The following is a 22594-nucleotide window of genomic DNA, read 5'->3' as shown; positions in this document are numbered from 1 at the left end:
GACGGGAAGTCGCCTAAAGGCTAGACACCAGCGGTTGCTGAATCCACTCTCACCGGTGTTTTCGATGAAGGAGTGCTCCGATGGCGTCTGCCCGGGTTTTGCTGATCGAAGACGGCCAAGTCGACCGCATGGTGATCAAGGGATTGTTGTCCAAAGCGGTCGGCGTTCCGTTTGATGTCCAGACGGTCGAAACGCTCGCCGAGGCGATGACCGCGATCTCGGGCGGCTCGTTCGACGTGATTCTCTCGGACCTGACGTTGCCGGACAGCCAGGGCCTGGACACGTTTCTCCGAGTGTCCGAGGCCGCCGGCGATGTTCCCGTGGTGGTGTTGACCGGCAGCGACGACCTGACGCTGGCGGCAAAGGCCGTCGAGGAGGGAGCGGAGGCGTATCTGGTCAAAGGCAAGATCGACGCCAACCGACTCGCCCGCGCGCTTCGATACGCCATCCAACGCACCGCGGCAGAACAGGCGGAGTGGCAGTCTCCGATGTACCAGCTGGCCAAACAACAGTTCCTCAAAGCCGCACAGATCGTCGGGCTGGACGACAACCTGCGCGAGCGGTTGCTGTTTCCGCAGCGAACGATGACGGTCACGTTTCCGTTCCGCCGCGATGATTACCAGGAAGTCGAAACGGTGTTCGGCTACCGTGTGCAACATTTGTTGACCATGGGGCCGACCAAGGGCGGCCTGCGGTATCACGAAGACGTCAGCTTGGGCGAGGTGTCCGCGCTGGCGATGTGGATGACTTGGAAATGCGCGTTGATGCGATTGCCGTTTGGCGGGGCCAAGGGCGGTGTCCGCATCGACCCGACGATTTTGACGGGGCATGAATTGCAGCGATTGACGCGCCGCTTCACCACCGAAATCCTGGACATGATCGGTCCGGACAAAGACATTCCGGCCCCTGACATGGGCACCAGCGAGCGTGAGATGGCGTGGATGATGGACACGTACAGCCAGCAGGTCGGCTACACCGTGCCCACCGTCGTGACCGGTAAACCGGTCGTCTTGGGCGGTTCCCAGGGTCGCAGCGAAGCGACCGGACGCGGGCTGGTGTACTTGATCGCTGCGGCGGCGGAGCACCTGGAAATGAATCTCAAGGGCAGCTCGGTCGTCGTACAGGGGTTCGGCAACGTCGGCAGCAACGCCGCGCGGTTCTTGGAGGAATTGGGGGCACGCGTGATCGCCGTCAGCGATGTCACCGGCGGCATCTACAACCCCAACGGTCTGTCGGTGTCATCACTGCTGGCCTACACCCGCGAGAACCGCGTGTTGGCCGGTTATCCGGATGGACAGGCGATTAGCAACCAAGAGATGCTGGAATTGCCTTGTGACATTTTGGCGCCGGCGGCGATGCAAAACCAGATCACGCAGGCCAACGCCGAACGCATCAAGTGCAAGATCCTGGCCGAGGGCGCCAATGGGCCGACGACGTTGGAGGCCGATGAAATCTTGCATGACCGGAATGTCTTTGTGCTGCCCGACATCGTCGGAAATGCCGGCGGCGTCACCGTGTCGTATTTCGAATGGGTCCAAGGGACGCAGAATTACACATGGACGCTGGATGAAATCAACAGTCGGCTGCACACGATTCTGGTCGACGCATTTCGCCGCGCACTCGACCGCTCGGCGCGACAGGCCATCGATTTGAGGACCGCCGCACTGATCGAAGGCATCCAGCGTGTCGAACAAGCCAAATTGGCTCGCGGCTTGTTCCCCTAAACGGGACAACGCTGCGACGGAGGTTGCCATGCCCGCCAGTGCGTGGAGAACGCGGGGAGTCGACGCCTGTTGATACAGGAAACAACTTCGGGGGATAGAAGATAACTGGTAAGAAGATTTTGGGGTAAGAAAATTAGGGGAAACATAGGCCTGCCGCCGGATCGGATGTCTTTGCCTCGGTTTCCCTGTCTCCCCATCATTCTGCCTCCCTCCCCAACGTTTTGCCTCCAACGTTTTGCCCACGTCCAGGCCGTCGGCTACCCATCACCGCGTGCCGTCGTGCTCGGTGCACTTGGTTGTGATTGATTGACAAATTTGTTGGGACGCGGCAAACCTGTTATGCATCGAATATGATGGTTCGGCTCCTTCCTTTCGCATTCCCTGGTTGCAGCCGAATGTTCACACGTCATTTGAGACACCGAATCACTGGTCTGGTGGTTCTCGTCACCGCGACTTTACTCGCACCGCATCTGGGTCCGCCGCTGTTGGGGGCCGATTCGGCGGGTCGCCCCAACATCGTCTACATTATGGCCGACGACCTGGGCTGGTCGGACGTTGGCTACAACGGCGCAAAGTTCTACGAAACGCCCAACATCGATGCGCTGTGTCGATCCGGGATGGAATTCACGTCGGCCTATCCGGGGGCGGCCAATTGCATGCCGTCGCGAGCCTGCATCATGTCGGGCATGTACGTCACTCGGACGCAAATGTGGACGCCGGGGATGCGAGCCAAGGGCGAGTCGGAGAAGATGAAGTTTCTGGTCCCACGCAACCGGGATAAAAAGGGCGATGGCGTGTTTCCGTCCAAGGGCGGGCTTTCCCCCGGGGTGACTTCGATCGCGGAGGTCTTGAAAGATGCCGGATACAAAACTGCTCATTTTGGCAAATGGCATCTCGGTCCAAACGGCCAGGGGTTCGACGTCAACGATACCAATGGCCTGGGCGCCGGGCTGGGCCAAAAATTCTATGGCGACATCAACGTTGCCGAAAAACTGACCGATGCGGCCTGTGACTTCATCGACAAAAATCGCTCCAATCCGTTCTTCATCTACCTTAGCCACTGGGACGTGCACTCTCCGTTTCGCGCCCGCAAAGAGGTGGTGGCGAAGTACAAAGAGAAGCTGGAAAGCCGCGATTGGGATCGCAATTGGAATCCGACCTATGCGGCGATGATCGAAGCGGTCGACACCAGCGTCGGCCGCATCCGCGAAAAACTCCAGCGACACGGGCTGACTGAAAACACGCTGGTCATGTTCACATCGGACAACGGAGGCGCCTCGGGGATCACCTGGTGTGCACCGCTCAAGGGAGCCAAGGGGGCGTTTTATGAAGGCGGGATTCGAGTCCCGGCCTGTGTCAGTTGGCCCGGCGTGGTCGAGCCGGGCAGCAGCTGCGACACGCCGATCACAGGAGTCGATTTGATGCCGACGTTTGCGGAGCTTGCCGGTGCGACGTTGCCGAGCGACCAAAGCGTCGATGGCCGGTCTTGGGTACCGCTGCTGTCGGGCCGCTCCCTTCCCGAACGCGCGATTTTCTGGCACTATCCGCTGTACCTGTCCGGTGCCGGATACAACAAAGTCGTTCCGGTGTTCGGAACCGACCAGATGTATTGGCGGGCGACGCCTTGCAGTGTGATCCGCCGCGGCGATTGGAAATTGATTCAGTTTTTCGAGGACGACTCGGCCGAACTTTACAATCTCCGCTCCGATCTCGGCGAACAAAACGACCTCTCCAAGTCGCATCCCGAGAAGACGGCGCAGTTGCTCGATCAACTTCGGCAATGGCAGAAAGACACCCAGGCGGTCATCCCGACAAGGCTGAATCCCGATTTTGGCAAGCCCGCCAGCGGGAAACGCGCCGCCGCAAACAAGAAACGGTAACCGCCGATTTCACTTCCGATCGAACCACGTTCAACACATTTCCTTTGACAGTCCACTCACTGGAGCGACATCACCGATGAAAGCATGGATCTTATCACTCGTCACGTTACTGGCCGTCTCACCGGCGATGGCCGAACCGTTGGTTTATGAAGGCACCGAGGGGATCGGCAAGGGCAAACACATCGTGCTGATCGCCAACGATCACGAATACCGTAGCGAGCAGACGTGCCCGCTGTTGGCGAAAATCTTGGCAAAACATCACGGTTTCCGCTGCACCGTCCTGTTCGGCATCGATGACCAGGGAGCGATCAAGCCGGGGGCCAAATCCGTACCCGGCATGGAAGCACTGGCCGATGCCGACATGCTGTTTTTCTTCACGCGGTTCATGAATCTGCCCGACGCGCAGGCGGACCGGTTGGTCGATTACTTCGAGCGCGGCGGACCGGTCGTCGGCGTGCGAACTTCGACCCATTGTTTCAACGGCCAAAAAGGGGAATGGGGCAAATTGAACTACAACTATTCCGGCGATGACTACCACGGCGGACTGGGCCATCAAGTTTTTGGCAACACGTGGGAAAAGGAACGCGGCCAAAGCCATTACGGAACGAACCATCAAATGGGCAGCCGAATCACACCGGTCGCCGCTGCCCAGGGGCATCCCATCCTGACGGGCGTCGATCAGATTCACGCCTACTCGGGCGCCTACAAATCGCACCCGCCGGCCGATGCGGTCGAATTGCTGCAGGTCCAGGTGCTCAACACGTTCGGCCCCAGCGAGGACATCAACACCGAAAAACCGTTGGTCAACGCCGGTTGGGTGCGCGACTCCTATGTCGCCCCCTCCGGAGAGAAAAAGGACGCCCGGGTTGTCTACACTTCCTTCGGCGCTTCGGAAGACCTGCTCAGCGAAGACGGACGTCGTTTTCTCGTCAACGCCTGCCTGTGGGCGTGCGGCATGGAAGACACGATCAAGCCGAACTTGGACGTCAGCATCGTCGGCGAGTATGCACCCACTCCATATTCCAATGGTGCGTTCTACTATGAAGGCGTCCAGCCATCCGACTTGGCCGGCTTGGATTCGCGCGTGATGCCGGCCTCGGCCCCGCTGGCAGGAGTCGGTGAGGCCGGCAACGTTCGCCGGCGGATGGGGGCGCTGGCCAACCGGCCCGAATTGAAGGCGCAGCTGGCTGAACAATATCCGGACCTTTACGGTCCCGACGCCAAACTGCCGCCGGCACCGGCGAGAAAGCGGAAGCGGTAGCGGGTGCAAGTGGGATAGGCTTCCAGCCTGTCAAACCCAGAACGACAGGCTGGAAGCCTGTCCCACATTTTCAGGCAATCGCGACATGAAACGCTTCAAGACCGTGGACGAGTTCATTGCCGGCTGTGAACACTGGCACGAGGAACTGAAACGGCTGCGCGAGATCTTGCTAGCGACGGAACTGACCGAAACCGTCAAGTGGGGCGCGCCCTGTTACACCTACCAGCGCAAGAACCTGGTCGGGATCGGGGCGTTCAAGTCCTATTTCGGTTTATGGTTTTTCCAAGGCGGGTTGCTGTCGGACCCCGAGGGCGTGTTGATCAACGCCCAGGATGGCAAAACAAAAGCCATGCGTCAGTGGCGATTCAATTCGAAGAAGGAGATCAAGAGCCGCACGATCAAGGCGTACGTCAAGGAAGCGATCCGATTGCAGATCGAGGGATACGAGATCAAGCCGGAACGCGGCAAGCCGTTGGCCGTTCCGCCGGAATTGAAGCAGGCATTGGCCCGAAACAAAACAGCTAGCATCGCCTTCAAGGAACTCAGTCAAGGCAAACAACGCGAGTACGCCGACTACATCACCAATGCCAAACGCGACGCAACGAAAGCGTCACGTATCGAGAAGATTGTTCCGATGATTGCGAAAGGCCACGGGCTGAACGACAAGTATCGCTAGACCCACCTTGTCGGCAGTTGTACGACGTCCTTTCCAAGTCGTCGCGGGGGTCAGGACGACGGTCCGGAAGGGCTTTCTTACTTCGATCAACGCGACTGCATCAGGGCTCCCAGCAAATCGTCTCGCCACCGTTCCTGTTGCAGATCGTAGACACCAAATCCGGCGGCGAATTCCCAGTAGGCCCAACTCATTTGATACTTCTCGGTCTGTTCGACGACCGCTTTTGTCCAACGCACACGGCTTTCTTGCGGTGCCGCTCCGTAGGCACCGAATTCACCGAGGAAGAGCGGCCGGGAATTTGACTTTCCCCATTCGGCGGCTTTCTGAAACTCTTCTTCCAGTGCAGCACGTTCCTGGTCGCTTCCCCACGTTCGTCCACGAATCGACCGTACCTTCGGTCCGGCCCAGGAGGCGCCCTGATGGGTGAATTCGTGCGGGTTGTACATGTGCACGGTGACGATCAAGTTGGGGTCGTCGGGCAGGTCCAGCTGCGTCAGCTCTGCGATTTGGTTCCACCGAATCGGACCGACGATCACCGGACGCGTCGGATTGCTTTTGCGAACGGCGGCCAAGCCCTGCCGCAAGATGGCGTTCCAGTGATCGTTCAGTTGGTCGTGCGGTTCGTTGTGCAATTCGAAGTACAGCCAATCGCCCCGCGACCGATAGCGCTGGCCGATCTGCGTCCAGATTGCGGCGAAACGCGCAGCATGCGTTTCTGGCTGATCATCCAGGCCGTCATAGTGATGAACGTTCAAAACCACATTCAGCTTTTCCTGCTCGGCCCGATCGAGCCAGCGGTCAATCCTCGCGAAAAACGCCGGTTCGATGGTGTAGGGGGCTTCGGTCGCGGCGTAGTCGGACCACTTGGCCGGCATTCGGATGCTATCGAACCCGGCCTGGCGGATCAGTTTCAAATGGGACTCCGCAATGTCGACGCCCCAGTTTTGTTCACGCGGCACTTCCAGGAAATTGCCAAGGTTGACACCGCGACCCAAGCGACGGTTGGCGTCAAAAATATCGCTCCGTTCAGTGTTCTCGGTCGGCTCTGCGGCGGCCAGCGATGACCCGACGAACATGGCTATCATGACAGTGAATCGGAGCCATGTGCACAGCATTGTGATCTTCATACCGACCTCGGAATTGATCGCAAGAATGTCGCCTTGGCTGCCGGCGTGCCGGCAGCCCTTTCACAGTATAACCATCGTCCCCACGGTATGATTTACAATCGTGGTCGAGTGCCAATTGCGGAATAAAACGAAGTCGAACACTGACATCAAAAAACTACCTATGAAACGCTGCTCTCCCCGCCTTGCGTTGACCGTGATTTCATGTCTGTGGTTCGGCCATGCCGCGACGCGCGCGAGGGCGGATGCGCCGCGTCCGAACATCCTGTACTTCTACGTCGATGACATGGGCTGGGGATCGATCGGTCCTAATGGACAAGCCGCGCGCCGTGCCAAAAATCTGTCTTCGGTTCGCACGCCGAATCTGGACCGATTGGCGGCCGAGGGACTGAACTTCACCCGCGGCTATGGATGCCACGTCTGTTCGCCGGCACGCTCCTCGCAGCAGTCGGGTTTTCACCAAGGCCACACGTTTGCCGATCGTAACGACCCCGACAACGCCAAAAAGGCGATGCGGGCCGACGAGATCTTGATGGGGGACGCACTGTCGGCGGCCGGCTATGTGACCGGGTATTGGGGCAAATGGGGATACGGTGGCTCCAAGGACCAAGCCAATCCGGTGATCGACAACGTGCAAACTCTGCCGACCTCGCACGGTTACAAACACGTCCTGGCCGAACTTCACCACGTTCGCGCCCACACGTTCTTTCAGCCGACGTTGTGGAGTGCGCCCGCCGCCGACGACGCGATCGGTGGCATCGAATTGATCCCCAACTCGATGGGCCGCTACCAGCGTCCTGCGGACTATCCCCCGACGCCGGCGTTGCAAAACCATGCCGACTATCCCAAGACGGCCTATTGCGACGATTGCTATTCTTTCGCCGCGTTGGACTTTGTCCGCCACCAAGGACAAACCTTTAACCAAACCGGCCAGCCGTTCTTTGGCTTGTTGGCTGTGCAGATTCCCCACGCCCCGTTCGGTGAAATCGAGCGACTGCCCGAGTGGGACAAAGCCTACGCCGACGATCCGCACTACGCCGGCCTTGCCGATCAGACGCGGCAATGGGCGGCGATGGTCACGCGGATCGACGCCCATTTCGGCAACATTTTGGCCGCACTGGAAGACCCGAACCACGACGGCGACCCCTCCGACTCCATCGCCGACAACACGCTGGTGATCTTTCAAAGCGACAACGGCGGCCCGCGTGGCAAAAACCTTGTCGAACTGGATGCCAACGGGGGCTTGCGCGGTACGAAGGGCAGTATCCAGGAAGGCGGCATTCGCGTCCCGCTGCTGATGCGTTGGCCGGCGATGATCCACAAAGAATCGGACTTGAAAGCGGGCACTGATGTCGATCGCGTCGTCGACGTGACGGATCTGTTGCCGACTTTTTGCGAACTCGCCGGCGTCGCACCGCCACTGGGGGTCGACGGTGTCTCGTTGGCACCGACATTGACCGGTAACGGTCAACAGCGAACCCGAGACTTTATCATCCACGAAGCCGGCAACGGGCAATCGATCATCCGCGGCAATTGGAAGTTGGTCCGCTCGAAAAAGGGCGTCCAGCTGTACGACCTTCAATCCGATCACGCCGAAGCGGATGACATCGCCGCCGAGCATCCCGAGCTGGTACGCGAACTTCAAACGTTGCTGTTGGGGGAACGCGTCGACGAACCGAAAGGGTTTGCCCACACCTATCACCACTGGACGGGAGCCAATGGTGCGTCCGTAACTGATGCGGCCAACTGGTCGGATTACCGCTACACCAACGCCGGAACCACTTACCTGACCGACGACGGTGCACCACAACTGTCATGGATCGCTCATGTGCACAACGACGGCGATCGCCCCAACACGGCCCGTGCCGATGCCGACGTCGAGTTTTTGGGGCTGGAGATCGCCGGGGGCAAATCGAAGGATGCGTCGCAATCCCTGGTGCTGGGAGAAAACGTCAAGCTGACCGGCCGAAACGAAGTCCGTCTCGCAGCCGGCGGTGTGTTGCAACTCAACGGGGCAACGGTGTCGACGCTTCGCTGGGTCGACGTCCACCCCGGCGGCACGCTGACCGGATCCGGAACGGTCGACGGAACGCTCTACAACGATGGCACGGTCGCGGTGTCCGGAACGGATCGTCCACACTTGAGCATCCGTGAGGACTATCACCAGTCGAAACACAGCGCACTCCATGTCGCCGACCTGTCGCAAGACCGGACGCCGGTCGAGATCCAAGGAACCGCAACGTTGGCGGGCGAACTGGTCGTGGCAACCGGCGACGGTTTCAAGCCGGTTCCGGGACAAACCTACACACTCATGGCGGCCAATCGAATTGTCGGAGCGTTCGCAAACCCGGACGACGAAGTCATCGCTTCCGACGGAACACACTTCACGATCGAGTATGCCAGCGACCAGATCTCGCTGCACTGCCATTGATCGATTCCCGCAAACGAGCACCGGAGTTGACCGACCATGTCCGATGGTTCCATTGAAGACGCTTTAAAAATCACGTTGGCCGATTACCGATTGACGCGCGGTGAAAAACGCGCGCTGGCAAAAGTGATCGAAAAAATCGGTGATGACGACCAGCAGTTGGCCTATGCCCGCAACGTCGCCTTCAAATTGGTCCGCGAACAACTGGGCGGAGCTAACGATGCGGAGCTGATCGACTGGCTGGAAAATGTGTTGAAGGTGCTGGTGCCGCGAGAGGATTCGGGCAATCACGAACTCCGCTCCGAAGCGTTCTTCAGCCCCGATGACGCCTGCGTCGGCAAGATCAACCGGTTGTTCACGTCATCACGTAAGTCGGTCGATGTTTGTGTCTTCACGATCACCGATGACCGGATCAAAGACGCGATCCTTGCGGCGCACCGGCGCGGCGTGGCGATTCGAATCATTTCTGACAACGACAAATCCACCGACCTGGGCTCTGACATCGACCAGTTGGCTCGCTTGGGAGTCCCGGTGCGTGTCGACCGCACCGAGTATCACATGCACCACAAGTTCGCGATCTTCGACCGGTCGCAATTGCTGACCGGCAGCTACAACTGGACCCGCAGTGCGGCCCGGAATAACGAGGAGAATTTTATCGTCACCGGGGACAGGAGGTTGTTGAAGTCGTTTCGCGTGGCGTTTGACAAGCTTTGGAAGGAGTTGGGGGGGTAGGGAGTTGGGAGTTGGGAGTTGGGAGTTGGGAGTTGGGAGTTGGGAGTTGGGAGTTGGGAGTTGGGAGTTGGGAGTTGGGCAAAACGATGGGGGCAAAACAATTTAAGAAAGGATGAGACCGACTAACACGGTTTGCCCTTCCATCATTCATTCCACCATCATTCTGCCCCGTATCATTCTGCCTTCTATCGTTTTGCCCCCATCGATCTACCATCCATCACGCCCCAACGTCATTCCGCTTCGTAGCCGCGCCACATCCAGACCAGCGTATCGGCCAGGGTGTGTTCGAATACGCGGCGATCGCAGTGTCGTGAGGCACGGCTGAAGACGAAACGATAGTCATAGCCTTTGGCTTTCAGTGCCGCCGCGGTGCGTCGGTTGGCCATCACCCAGTTGTGATAGGTGTCTTCGGGATCGTTGGCGCGATTGTCGTTTTCGGCGACGTGGGTGAAGATCCGCAGCGGTTTCTTTTCGCTGTTCTCGATCAGTTTCATTCCGGAGTGGTATTCCCAAGCGCCCAACGGGTACGTCGCTTCTTCGGCCGCGTCATGGTCTTGCTGGTCGACGAAGGTGCCGGAGTAGGTGATCAGGCGGCGAAACAGGTCGGGGCGGAACCAGCCCATGGTCAGCGCCGCGGCACCTCCGCTGCTGCATCCCATCACGGCCTTGCCCCATGGGTTGTCTGTAAACGCGATGTTCGGATAGGCCGCTTTGATCTCGGGGTTCGCCAGCACGGCCGGCAAGACTTCGTCGTTGATGAACCGTGCCAAGCGGTCGGACATCGTGTCATACTCCAGGCCTCGCTGGCTGCCGTAACTGTCGTTGCCGCCGTTTTGCACGGCGATGGTGATGAAGGCGGGGAGGCGGCGGTCGGGGGCGTCGGAAATCGTCAGGTTATCGAGCGCGTTGCGGACCAAGTCCAGTCGGCTGGGGCCGTCATGGGTGACCAGGATCGGTGCCGGCGTGCCGTCTTGATAGGCCGCCGGAACATACACCCAGATTTTCCGTTCGGTCCGCACCGGTTTCTTCGGGTCCAGCGTTTTGTCGTCGCCGCGAAAGATCTTGCTGTCGGCCAGCGGCATCGAAAACTCAAACAGCTTGCCCTTGGGGTTGCCGCGATCGGTCAAGTCGGGATCGAGGGTGTAGTCGGGACCGATCGTGTAGTCACCGTTTCCCTCGGTGCCCGGCGTCTCGCGGTAGTCGTCGGCGTTTCCGGGGACGGGGAAGATGGCCAGCGTTAGCAGGACCCAAAACAGGGTTGGTAGGGAGGTGGGGCGAGCGTTTGTTGTGTCGTTCATGGGGTTGGTTGCTGTTTTACGAAGTTTGGAAGGGGGAAAGGGGAGGCAGAATGATACGGGGCAGAATGATGGGGGTTGGGAGGGGGGGCAAAACAATGGGGGCAAGACGATGGGGGTAAGACGATGGAAAAACGCGTTGGGAGCGAGGCACTCGGCCGACCGTCGGATCACGACATCATTCTGCCCCGTATCATTCTGCCTTTCTACACAGACCATTGTTTTGCCCCACCCGGCTTGCCGAGAGCGGACGCTCGATGAACGCCACGATTTCTTAGAAAGCGTTCAGCACCACCGGCAGGCGGTGGTGAAAGCAGGCGACGTTCTGTGAAGCGATGTTGCCGAAGCTGTTGATTCCAGCGGCCCAACTCTGTCACTCGTTCCATTTTTATCTTCCTCGGGCGGCGGCCATCGAACCGGAGATTGATCTTTTTCGTAATTCCGTCTGTAATACCGCTCGCAGGGCGACCGGTCAGGATTCCGGCCGATTTGACAGGCACTGATTTCATTGCGGAGACCATGAACGCACCCCAAATAGACGAACAGATTGCCAAATATTCTGAAATCTGCAGTCGGCTGACGGACGAAGTGGCCCGATTGCTGGTCGGGCAGGAAACGATGGTTTCGCGTCTATTGATCGGGTTATTGACCGGAGGGCACGTGTTGCTCGAAGGCGTCCCGGGACTGGCAAAAACGCTGACCGTCAGCAGTCTGGCTCGCGCGATCCGCACCGATTTCTCGCGCATTCAGTTTACCCCAGACATGCTGCCGGCGGATGTGATCGGCACCGAAGTCTTCAATCCCAAAGAAGCGACCTACAGCGTCAAACGCGGGCCGATTTTTTCCAACCTGATTTTGGCCGACGAAATCAACCGCGCCCCGGCCAAGGTGCAGGCGGCGTTGTTGGAGGCGATGCAGGAACGGCAGGTCACGATCGGCACCGAAACCTTCCGTTTTGAACAGCCGTTTTTGGTGATGGCGACGCAAAACCCGATCGAGCAGGAAGGAACCTATCCGTTGCCGGAGGCCCAGGTCGACCGGTTCATGTTGAAGGCCCGGATCGATTACCCTTCGCGGGAAGACGAACGAAAGATCGTCGACCGCATGGCCGGCGGAAAAGCGATTCCGGAAATCTCGGCCGTGACGTCGCCGGAAGAAATCTTGGAAGCCCGTGCGGTGGTCGAGAAGATTTGGTGCGACGACAAAGTCCGCGACTACACGATCGATGTCGTCCGGGCGACCCGCGACGCCGCCGGGGCGGCGATCGCGTCACTGGAAAACATGATCGAAATGGGGGCCAGCCCGCGGGCGTCGATCTACCTGCTTCAAGCCGGCAAGGCGCACGCGTTTCTGGAAGGCCGCAGCTATGTGACCCCGCACGACATCAAATCGTTGGCTCCCGACGTGTTGCGACACCGCGTCGTGCTGACCTACGAAGCGGAAGCCGAAGGCAAGTCGGTCGACGACGTGATTCGACACATTCTGGACAACGTCCCCGTTCCATAAAACTGGAAACCGACGCCGCCAGCCATGTTGCCTCGCGAAGTCATACGCAGAGTCCGAGAGATCCAAGTCCGAACCGGTCGCCAAGTGGCCGACGTTCTGGCCGGACAATACGTCTCGGTGTTCAAGGGCCGTGGGATCGAGTTCGACGAAGTCCGCCCCTACATCCCCGGCGATGACGTCCGAACGATCGACTGGAACGTCACCGCCAGGATCGGCCAACCGTTTGTCAAACGCTATGTCGAAGACCGACAATTGACATTGATGGTGATGGCCGACGTTTCCGCGTCCCAGGATTTCGGATCCGGCCAACGCAGCAAACGCGACGTGACCGCGGAACTGAGTGCCCTGCTGGCGTATTCGGCCACACTGAACGATGACAAAATCGGACTGACGCTGTTTCACGGTGCAATCGAGCAATACATCCCGGCGCGCAAAGGCCAACGGCATTCGTTGCGCGTCATCCGCGAGGTCCTGGCCCACGGCAATGTGGAAACACGCCCGACGCGAAAGCGGCGTCGCTGGTTGCCGATCGGGCGCCGCCGCAACTGGTGGCGTAGCGGACGCCAGGCGACCGACATCGCCGGGGCGATGCAGTTTCTGATGTCGGTGACCACCCGCAAAGCGATCTGCTTTGTCATCAGCGATTTTCTGGGCGACGGGTTTCTGGAGGCGATGCAAAGCGCCAATCGCAAACATGACGTGATCGCGGTCTTGGTGACCGATCCTAAAGAAATGGAATTTCCCGGCGTCGGACTGGTTAATTTGGAAGACGCAGAAACCGGTCGCGTGATCCAGTGCGACGCGGGATCGGCGGCGTTTCGCGATCATGTCGCCGCGACGGCCGCACAGCGTGTCGACGACCTGCGTCGCAGTTTCGGCCGCGCCGGAATCGACTTCATTCACATCGATGCCCAGGGTGATGTCGTCGATCCGCTGGTGAAATTTTTCCAGATGCGTCAACGGAGGATGCGATGATTTATATGAAGCGGGACGTCAGTGCGGCGATTCAGGATTCGACCTCTCACCGCATGGTCCAATTTCACTCGCATCACGTTCACCCCTGGCTTCATGCGCGAAATGAAGACCTGAGTTCCCCCTCCCTGCCAGAGGTCGTGCGTTTTTTATCCTCTTCTCGATCAGGCGTTTACGCCCTCACCCTCCCGCTGGGAGGGTCGCGGAGGAGTATGCGACGACGCGGGGAGGGTTTCCTGTGGCTCGGATTGACGCAGCCACGACGAATCAACCCTCCCCTCGCTGCGCTCGACCCTCCCTGCCAGGGAGGGTTAAGTCCCGACAAAATTCTCCGACGGCAATGCGGCTGGTGTTTTGGGTTTGCACTACTTGCTTTCCTCAGCTCCGTTCTATTGACATCATCCTCCGCGGCTCAGTCGATCGTCCAACAACGGCAATCCGGTCCGGTTTCGATTCATGTCACACTGGAACCCGAACGTCCGGTCATCGGCGACACGGTGACGCTGTCGATCGAAGTGACGGCGGAAAAGGATGTCGAAGTGTTGATGCCCGATTTCGGTGACGCTTTGGATCGGTTCTCCATCGTCGACTTCGCACCGCGTGAGAGCATCGACGATGCCGGACGCACGATCGCCAAACAAACCTATCGGCTGGATCCGCCTTCGTCGGGCCGACACGTGATCCCGCCGATTCTGATCGAGTATGTCGATCGCCGCGCGGGTCAGCGGCAGGCGCCCGAGGGGTTGGACGCCTACGAGGTGCTGACCGACCGAATTCCATTCGAGGTCGCGTCGGTCTTGCCCAAAGGTGCCGCAGTCGACCTGAAACCGCCGATGCAACGATTGGACCCGGTCGAGCCGCCGGCGCCGTCACGCTGGCCGTGGGTGGCAGCGATCGCAGTCGTCACACTCGTGGCGTTGCCGTTTGTGGTCCGAGCCCTCGCGGCGGCGCGTCGACGCAAGCGACGCCGATCGGCCTATGACGTCGCCACCGCGCGTCTGTCAAAATTGTTGCAAACGCCACGCAGCACCGGGCCGCAAATCGACGAGTTCTACGTCGGTCTGTCGTACATCCTGCGCAAATATATCGAAGACCGCTTCGAAATGCGTGCGCCCGAACTGACGACCGAAGAGTTCCTGTCATCGATCGGACAGTCACCGGATTTTTCGGCCGACCATCAAAGCTTGTTACGCGAGTTTCTGCGCCAGGCCGACTTGGTGAAATTTGCCCGTGCCCAACCTTCGCGAGATGAGATCGTGCGGGCGATCGACCACGTCGAGCGGTTCCTGAAGGAGACGCGCGAGAATGCGCCGATGGTGGTCGATGACGCGACGGACTCGGATTCAGCTGACGACGTGTCGGTCAAACCGGAATCGAAACGCCAGATCGGGGAGGCTGCGCATGGGTGAGATCGAATTCCGCGATCCCGCGTTCCTGTTGCTCGTGATCCTGGCCCCGTTCGTTTTTTGGCTGGCCCGCCGCACGCCCTCGCGGATCCGCTATTCATCGATCGCAATCGTCCAGGGGGCACCGCGATCGTGGCGGGCCCGACTGGCGGCGACCCCGGCCCTTTTGATGGCGCTGGCGGTGTTGTCGGTTTCGGTCGCGTTGGCCGGCCCACGGACACCCGACGCGGAAACCAAGGTCAGCCGCGAAGGCATCGCGATCATGATGGTGCTGGACCGTTCGGGGTCGATGCAGGCGCGTGACCTGGTCCAGGACGATTACAGCGTCGACCGTTTGAGTGTGGTCAAGGATGTCTTTCGCAGCTTTGTCCTGGGAGAAGGCGACTCCGCCGGTGAAGGTCGTCCCGATGACGCGATCGGGTTGATCGCGTTTGCCGGGTATGCCGACAGTTTGTGTCCGTTGACGTTGGATCACGGCAACCTGACGACCATGGTGGACGATTTGGAAATCGTTTCGACCCGCGAAGAAGACGGCACCGCGATTGGCGACGGTTTGGCGCTGGCGGTCGAACGACTGCGGCGCAGCGATGCCAAGTCCAAGGTCGCGATTCTGTTGACCGATGGGGTTCACAACGCAGGCGTCGTCGACCCCAAACAGGCGGCAGAAGTCGCCGCGGCCAGCGACGTGAAGGTCTATTGCATCGGCGCCGGAACCCAGGGGCGCGCCCCCTTTCCCGTCGCCGATCCGTTCACCGGGCGCACCGAGTTGCGTCTTTTCGATGTCGAATTGGACGAAGACACGTTAAAAATGGTTGCCGAAACGACCGGCGGCCGCTATTTCCGCGCCACCGACCGTGAATCGCTGAGTCAGGTTTACGCAGAAATCGATGCTTTGGAACGCACCAAAGTGACCGAGTATCGCTACCTGCAATACGACGAACACTACCGACCGTTTCTGATCGCCGGGCTACTGTTGGTCGGCCTGGCGGCAACCTCCAAATCCAGTTTGTTCCGGACACTCCCCTAATCACCATGTCGGATTTTCGATTCGCAACGCCAGGTTGGTCGACGGCCCTGTGGGGCGTGTTGGCGACCGTCGTCGCGCTGCTCTGGCTGGAGCAGCGGCGTGGTGATGCGTTGTCGCGTTTCCTGTCGACGGCCATGCAGCCGCGTCTGGTGTCTCGATCGTCATGGATCCGGCGAACGATCGTGACGCTGCTGCTGGGGATCGCCGCGGTGTGTTTTGTCATCGCGCTGATGCGACCGCAATTCGGATTGACGTACGTGAAAGCGCCCCGCGTCGGTGCGCAAATCATGTTTTGTTTGGATGTCAGCAAGTCGATGCTGGCCGAAGACGTCGCGCCGAATCGGCTGGAGCGGGCCAAGGCGGACATCACGGACTTGCTGACCTTTCTTGATGGCGATCAAGTCGGGTTGATCGGATTCGCCGGTCGGGCCAGTGTCTTGTGTCCGCTGACGCCCGACTATGGGTTCTTCAAACTGGTGCTGGACGGCGCCGGCCCGAACAGCGTGGGACGCGGCGGCACGCGTTTGGAGGAACCGCTGCGCAAGGCCCTGGACGGCTTTCGATCCGAAAGTGATGTCTCGCGAGTGGTCTTTCTGATCACCGACGGCGAAGACCACGATTCACACCCGTTGGATGTTGCCCAGGACGCGATCGAGCGCGGCATCAAGGTCGTCGCGGTCGGTTTGGGCGATGAAGCGGGCAGCGAAATTCGCATCACCGATCCCCGTACAGGCGTGCAGCAACCGCTGCTCGATGCCGATAACCGTCCCGTCATCAGCCGCCTGGATGGCGAAACACTGCGCGAACTCGCCTTGGCCACCGAAGGCGTTTATATCCCGGCGGGAACGGGCAGCTTGGATCTGAAATCGATCTATGACGTGCACATCAAGCCGCTGGTCCGTGGTGAGCTGACCACCGAAGGGCGGGCGATCCGGAGGGACGCGTTCCAGTGGTTGATCCTTGCCGGACTGATCTTTCTGATCTCCGCGGTCGTCTTGGGAAACCGTCGCAATGCAGACGTGGATTCGATGTGGCAACAACCGCCGATGGGCACGAGCACCAAAACCGCACTGTTGCTATTGATCACCGTGCTGGTCGGACAGCATGCGGCGCTGGCCCAGCAACCTGAGAGCACTCAAGCAACGACCACCCCAACGGAAGCTTCATCGACGACTGTAGACGCCACCGAACGCGACGTCGGCGCCCAAAAACCCGATCAACCGATCGATGCCCGCGAGTCGTACAATCGCGGACTGGAACGCTTGAGCGGCGATTTGGAGGAAGCGGAACGATTGCTCCAGCAGGCCCGCCGCGAAGCCGGACGCGACGGGGAGGTTCGTTTTCGAGCGACGTACAACCTCGCTTGGGTCGAAGTCAATCGTGCCGACGCCAGCATCCAAGCAGAACCCGAACAGGCACTAGAGCATCTGCGACGGGCCGCCGGATGGTTCCGCGATGCCGTTCGTTTACGCAGCGACGCTGACCAGGCCCGCCACAATCTGGAAGTCGTCCTGCTGCGAATTACACAGTTGCGTGATCAGCTGAACCAACAAGATGACCAAGACCTTGCGACGCGGTTAGACGCGTTGATCACCGGCCAGCGGCAAGCGATCGCCGCTCTGCGTGGGCTGGTCGAACAGATCGCCCGAAGCGACGATCCGAACATCGCCGACCAGTATCGGTCCCAATTCCAGCGACTGGCTGTTGATCAGCGCGTCGCCCTGTCCGATCTGCAAGACGTGGTCGATCAGGCCGCGGGGGAACTGGACGCATTGGAGGCCAAAGCGGAAGCGGATCGATCGCCGGAGGAAAACATTCGCATCGCACAACTCTCCGGCGTGTTGAATTATCTGAACCAGAGCAGCCAACGCATCGGGCAATCACGCAGCCAACTCCGACGTCGCCAAGCAGCTCGAGGGTTTCGTCGTGCCGCGATGGGGTTGAACCAGTTGAAACGTTCCCGCGATCAGCTTCGCGATCCGCTGGAAATCTTGGACAGCCTTTCGCGAGACATCGCCGAAACGGCACAGCACACGGCGCTGAAAGCATTGGACAGCCAAATTGTTGGCCCGCAGGATGTTGACCCGCAGAACGTTGGCCCGCAGGACGACGCGCCGCCCGTCCCCCGCTGGATCGATCAAGAATTCCTTGCCGACAGTCAATCCGACCTGACCGCCCGTAGCGAAGAACTGACCAACCGCTTGGCGGCCGGCTTATCCGGCCCGGACGACAATGCCCAAGAAGGTGAGCAAGCGGAACTGTCGCCCGAACAACAAGCGTTCGTCGACAAGCTGACCCGCGCGATGCCCCATCTGCGTGCGGCCACTGCAGCGATGAAGTCGGCCGATGAAAAGATCGCGTTGCCCGAGTACCGCACCGCCAACGAAGAACAGGTCCATGCGGTTGAAGAGTTGCAGCTGGCGAGAGAGCAGTTTGCGGATCTGCGAACGTTGATCGAATTGGCCTACGCCGGCCAACAAGAGATCGCGGCCGCGTTGGCGGCGGTGGACGGGAATGGGGAATCGGAACCGTCCACCGAAGATGATCCACCGCCGACGGACACCCTGCCGGAAAGCGAACTGCAGCAACAAATCGTCGACTTCGTCACCACAAGCCAAACCCAAAACCTGCAGCGTCTGCAGCGGTTGAGGGAAGAAATCGACGCCGCGATCGAGCGTGCTGAATCTGCCCCAGCAGAAGACGCGCAGCCTGAAAACACGGACACGGACACGGACAGCGACCAGCCGCCGGCCGAATTGCAGCGATTGACGTTTGCCAAGCAATTGGCCGAGCGGGCGGGCGAGCAGATGCAAGCGGTCGTCGACGAGTTGCCCGATTGGTCGGCCGACAGCGAGTCCGAGGCGGCGAAGGGCGACGCCCCAGAACCGGAGCCGCCGACGGAGAGCGGTGAAGTGGCGGAGGAAGCGTCCGGAGTTGCCGCGGAAGAAGGTTCCACGACAACCGCCGACGAAACAACCACGCCGCCGCCGTTGGCGCGTTCCCAAACCAACGCGGACGCTGCCGTCGAAACACTCCAGGAACTTCGGCGTTTGTTCTTTTCGATCATCGAACACTTGCAAGAAACCGCCCAGCGGCAAGCCGGTATCAACGACGAAACCGAGCAGATGGCGGCGTTGCAGTTGGAATCGGAGGAAGAGGCCGAGCGGCAACGGGCCGCCGCAGACCAGCTCGCTTCGCGGCAAGATGAACTCGCCGAAATCGCCGCGCAGATCGCCGACGTGTTGAAACAGCAATCCGAATCCGCGTCCGGGGACAATCAACAAGCCGCCCCCAGCGACCCGCAGCAACATCAGATGATGCAACAAAACGCCGAAAGTGCCAAAAAGGCTGCGGCATTGGTCAAAGAGTCGACCGACCAGATGGGCAATGCATCCGATCAGCTCGCTGCTGAAGAACCGCAAATCGCCGCCGCGCGAGAGCCGCAGGACTTGGCGTTGGAAAAACTGATCGAAGCGCTGCGGGAACTGCAACCGCCGCAGGACAACCCACCCGATCAACAACAAGATCAACAGCAAGACCAACAACAGCAGCAGCAACAGTCCGGCGCGAACCAACCGCAGGAACAAGAAGAAGAACAAGAAGAAGAACAAGAATCGCAAATGGATCCCTCGCGAATCTTGCAAGCCGTGCGAGATCGCGAAGCACAACGACGACGAGACAAAGACGAACGTCAGCGCGCCCGTCAGGTACCGGTGGAAAAGGATTGGTGATGACAATGAGTTCGCATCCGCAAGACCGTGACGTCGCCACAACCGTAGCTAGGCTCGCCAGAGCGTGGAATGCGTCTGGGACCCACCTTCTGGCGAAGGTAGCTACGGTGTTCTTGGTCGCTTTGCTACTGTCCGTCCCCGCCGTCGCTCAAGAGGTGACCGTGCAGGTCGCGACCGAGGAACCGCCGCACTACGTCGGCGTCAGCGCGATCGTCCAGCTAACCGTCGATGGGCTGGAAGCCGATCCGGAACCCCAGTGCGTGGCCGAGTCTTCGTCGCCGGACGTGCGTGTTCGGTTGGCCGGGATCAGTCCGCGGATCGTTCAACGCATGTTTCAATCCGGCAGCCAGATTCGCCGCATCCAGCAAGTGACGCACACGATCCAGTTCCGCGTCACGGCCAACAAACCCGGCGAGTATGAAATCGGACCGTTTGTGATCACCCAGGGTGGCACCGAAGAACGTGTCGACGCGATCAAGATGACGTTTGCGGAAGTCCCCACGACCGACGACATGCGGATTCAGTTGCAACTGCCCGAATCGGCCTACCCTGACCAACGTGTGCCGTTGAAAATTCAGTGGTGGTTCGCTGGCGACACGGACAATGTCAATCAGCTGAACATCGATGGAACGATGCTGGACGAATTTCAATTCGCGCCCGACCCGCCGCCGCAACGGAGCGGATCGCGATTACCGATCCAGACCGACGCGGGCACGCTGACATTGGCCGCGACGGCGGCGCGTGAAATGGTCGATGGAAAGGAATTCACGGTGGTGACGGCACAGCGCACCTTGATTCCCAATCGTCCGGGAACCTACGAAATCCCGCCGATGACCGCCACGATCGAATTGGTCACCCAGTGGGACAATCGTCGACGATCACAACTCGGTGGTTTCGGCTTCGGGGGTTCGCTATTGGAGGAAGCCTTCGGCGGCCGCCGTCGTCCGGCCAAGGTCGAATTGTTTCGTGCGGCGGGCGAGCCGTTGACGTTCCTGGTCAAGCCGTTCCCACGTGAAGGTCGTCCGGAGAGTTTTTCTGGGGCCGTCGGCAACGGGTTTTCGCTGGACGTCAGCGCCGATCGAACCGTCGTCCGTGTGGGCGATCCGATTCGATTGACGTTGCATCTGCGTGGCGACGGAAACATCCAGGGTGCCACACTGCCGCCGCTGTCGGCCGACGGCGGTTTGGACCCACAACACTTCCGGTTGCCCGAAGGCGACGTGACCGGTGTCATCCAAGACGATCAAGACGGCAAACAATTCCTTGTTTCGGTCCGTGTGCTCGATGAAGGCATCAGCGAAATCCCCGCGATCGCCTACTCGTGGTTCGATGCCGAACAGGAACAGTACCGGACGACGCGGTCCAAGCCGATCGCATTGCGGGTGATGCCGGCCCAAGTCGTCGGCGCCGACGCGGTCGTCAGCAGTCAGCCCGGCGTTTCACCCGGTGCCTCCTCGTCGTCCTCTGCCAACCCGACGGGCGAACCGTCAAAGGGCACCGGTGTCCGCAGTTTTGCGCTCAGCGGCGCCGACTTGGCGATTCAACCAGATCCGCAACGGTTATTGTCCGGATCGACCAGCCTGTTGGCCAAACCGTCCTTTCAAATCGTCAACTACGCCTTGGGGTCGGTATGCCTGATCGTCGCGCTGCTCGACCGGCGGCGGCGTCAGGTCGACCCGGTGGTTCGCCAGGCGTCGGCCGTCGTGCGAAATCAACGCGGCCGCATCGCCGCGGCCGGCAAGCTGCCCGAGAAGGACGCGGCCAAACAAATCGCCGACGCGCTGCGTGTGGTTCAGCTGGAATTCCCCAACACCGATCGCTCGGCCATCCAAACTCTGCTCGCCGAGTGTGATGCGATCGCGTACCGGCCCGACGACAAACCCGATGCAACGATCTCAACCGATCTGGTCGATCGCGCCCTGGCGGCAGTCGATGCGATGAAATCCAAGGCAGGTGCGGCATGATTCGACGGTCGGCCATGATGATTCTGTTGATGTTGTTGGGGTTCGGCCCGGTGTTGAACCTCGTCGCTGCCGATGCGGTCGCGCCTGATCCCGCCGCGGAGTTGCAGCAGGCGATCCAGGCCTACCAGTCGGCGATGGACGAAACGAATCGAGATCGCCGGATTGAGTGGTTCGCTCGTGCGGAAACCTTGTTCACCCAGGCGATTGCAAGTCAGCGGTCTCGTGTCCCGCGTCAATCGTTCAGCCCGGACTTGTATCTGAACCAGGGCAACGCGGCCTTGGGGGCCGAACATCTGGGCGCGGCAATCCTGGCCTATCGGCGTGCCTTGACCGTCGCTCCCAACCACCGGCGGGCGCGACAGAACTTGGACTTTGCCAGGACACTGCTGCCCGACTGGGTGCCAACGCCAGAGGAAGATGCGTTGTCATTCGGTTCGATCGTCGATTGGACGCGATCGATCAGAGCCGACCAATGGTTGGGAATCGCCGCCATTGTGTTCTTCGTGACGATGGCGCTGGCGGCTATTTACCTGCGAACCGAAAAGCCGGTGGTCCGTAATTTGGCGGTCGTGTTTGCGTTGGTCTGGATCGGTGTGTTGGCAAAATCATGGATGGACCGTCGTGGCGCCGAGCAGCGTGATGCAGTTGTGATGCGAGCGGAGGTGACCGCACGCTCGGCCGATTCGATCCACGCGCCCCCCAAATTCCGGCAGCCGGTCCCCGCCGGTGTGGAGGTTGCCATCGTTGACGATCGCGATGATTGGGTGCGAGTCCGGCTGTCCGACGGACGTGAAGCCTGGTTGCCCGCCTCGGCGATCGAACCGGTCGAAACGTCCGCGAAAGGCCGCAGAGACGGTTGAGCCCGCAG

Annotated in this window: 15 protein-coding genes; 13 read left to right on the top strand and 2 right to left on the bottom strand. The window is 60.1% G+C overall.

Features of this window, described 5'->3' with window-relative positions:
- Positions 1 to 80 precede the first annotated feature (80 nt).
- The 4 genes from H1B37_RS19815 to H1B37_RS19800 all read left to right on the top strand — a co-directional run bounded on the left by H1B37_RS19815 (position 81) and on the right by H1B37_RS19800 (position 5541).
- Entirely contained in the window at positions 81 to 1724 is a 1644-nt protein-coding gene (locus H1B37_RS19815) for a Glu/Leu/Phe/Val dehydrogenase dimerization domain-containing protein (RefSeq protein ID WP_182868386.1), read from the top strand.
- Positions 1725 to 2158: 434 nt separating this feature from the next.
- On the top strand, positions 2159 to 3604 hold the full coding sequence (locus H1B37_RS19810; protein WP_182868385.1) for a sulfatase: 1446 nt from the start codon (positions 2159 to 2161) through the stop codon (positions 3602 to 3604).
- Positions 3605 to 3680: 76 nt separating this feature from the next.
- Complete coding sequence (locus H1B37_RS19805) at positions 3681 to 4865, top strand: ThuA domain-containing protein (protein ID WP_182868384.1); 1185 nt, start codon at positions 3681 to 3683, stop codon at positions 4863 to 4865.
- Between the two features lie 85 nt (positions 4866 to 4950).
- Positions 4951 to 5541 carry a YdeI/OmpD-associated family protein gene (locus H1B37_RS19800; RefSeq protein ID WP_182868383.1) on the top strand — a complete coding sequence of 197 codons (591 nt, stop codon included), beginning with the start codon at positions 4951 to 4953 and terminating at the stop codon, positions 5539 to 5541.
- 86 nt (positions 5542 to 5627) lie between these two features.
- Here the strand turns inward: H1B37_RS19800 and H1B37_RS19795 are convergent, their stop codons facing one another.
- Positions 5628 to 6626, bottom strand: a complete 999-nt coding sequence (locus H1B37_RS19795; RefSeq protein WP_182868382.1) for a glycoside hydrolase family 5 protein — start codon at positions 6624 to 6626, stop codon at positions 5628 to 5630.
- A 202-nt stretch (positions 6627 to 6828) separates the two neighbouring features.
- On the opposite strand from H1B37_RS19795, the gene H1B37_RS19790 reads away from it, so the two are divergent.
- On the top strand, positions 6829 to 9096 hold the full coding sequence (locus H1B37_RS19790) for a sulfatase-like hydrolase/transferase (protein ID WP_182868381.1): 2268 nt from the start codon (positions 6829 to 6831) through the stop codon (positions 9094 to 9096).
- Positions 9097 to 9132: 36 nt separating this feature from the next.
- Positions 9133 to 9825, top strand: coding sequence for a phospholipase D-like domain-containing protein (locus H1B37_RS19785; protein ID WP_182868380.1), 693 nt, complete (start codon positions 9133 to 9135; stop codon positions 9823 to 9825).
- A 230-nt stretch (positions 9826 to 10055) separates the two neighbouring features.
- Here the strand turns inward: H1B37_RS19785 and H1B37_RS19780 are convergent, their stop codons facing one another.
- On the bottom strand, positions 10056 to 11123 hold the full coding sequence (locus tag H1B37_RS19780) for an alpha/beta hydrolase (protein WP_182868379.1): 1068 nt from the start codon (positions 11121 to 11123) through the stop codon (positions 10056 to 10058).
- A gap of 516 nt (positions 11124 to 11639) precedes the next feature.
- Here H1B37_RS19780 and H1B37_RS19775 point away from each other — a divergent pair.
- The 7 genes from H1B37_RS19775 (at position 11640) to H1B37_RS19745 (ending at position 22586) form a co-directional block, all read left to right on the top strand.
- On the top strand, positions 11640 to 12626 hold the full coding sequence (locus H1B37_RS19775; RefSeq protein WP_182868378.1) for an AAA family ATPase: 987 nt from the start codon (positions 11640 to 11642) through the stop codon (positions 12624 to 12626).
- A 24-nt stretch (positions 12627 to 12650) separates the two neighbouring features.
- On the top strand, positions 12651 to 13601 hold the full coding sequence (locus H1B37_RS19770) for a DUF58 domain-containing protein (protein ID WP_182868377.1): 951 nt from the start codon (positions 12651 to 12653) through the stop codon (positions 13599 to 13601).
- A 389-nt stretch (positions 13602 to 13990) separates the two neighbouring features.
- Positions 13991 to 15007 carry a DUF4381 family protein gene (locus H1B37_RS19765; protein WP_182868376.1) on the top strand — a complete coding sequence of 339 codons (1017 nt, stop codon included), beginning with the start codon at positions 13991 to 13993 and terminating at the stop codon, positions 15005 to 15007.
- Positions 15000 to 16031, top strand: coding sequence for a vWA domain-containing protein (locus H1B37_RS19760; RefSeq protein ID WP_182868375.1), 1032 nt, complete (start codon positions 15000 to 15002; stop codon positions 16029 to 16031). Before H1B37_RS19765 ends, H1B37_RS19760 begins: the two co-directional genes overlap by 8 nt.
- Positions 16032 to 16036: 5 nt before the next feature.
- Positions 16037 to 19762 carry a VWA domain-containing protein gene (locus tag H1B37_RS19755; protein WP_182868374.1) on the top strand — a complete coding sequence of 1242 codons (3726 nt, stop codon included), beginning with the start codon at positions 16037 to 16039 and terminating at the stop codon, positions 19760 to 19762.
- A gap of 107 nt (positions 19763 to 19869) precedes the next feature.
- Entirely contained in the window at positions 19870 to 21726 is a 1857-nt protein-coding gene (locus H1B37_RS19750) for a BatD family protein (RefSeq protein ID WP_182868373.1), read from the top strand.
- Positions 21723 to 22586 (top strand): SH3 domain-containing protein, encoded by an 864-nt coding sequence (locus tag H1B37_RS19745; protein WP_182868372.1) that lies wholly within the window; start codon positions 21723 to 21725, stop codon positions 22584 to 22586. Before H1B37_RS19750 ends, H1B37_RS19745 begins: the two co-directional genes overlap by 4 nt.
- Positions 22587 to 22594 lie beyond the last annotated feature (8 nt).

The organism is Stieleria mannarensis, from assembly GCF_014154935.1.
In the GTDB taxonomy this organism is placed as follows: domain Bacteria; phylum Planctomycetota; class Planctomycetia; order Pirellulales; family Pirellulaceae; genus Stieleria; species Stieleria mannarensis.
Note: the sequence above shows the minus strand (reverse complement) of the source record. Positions and strands in the feature narration are given on the sequence as shown.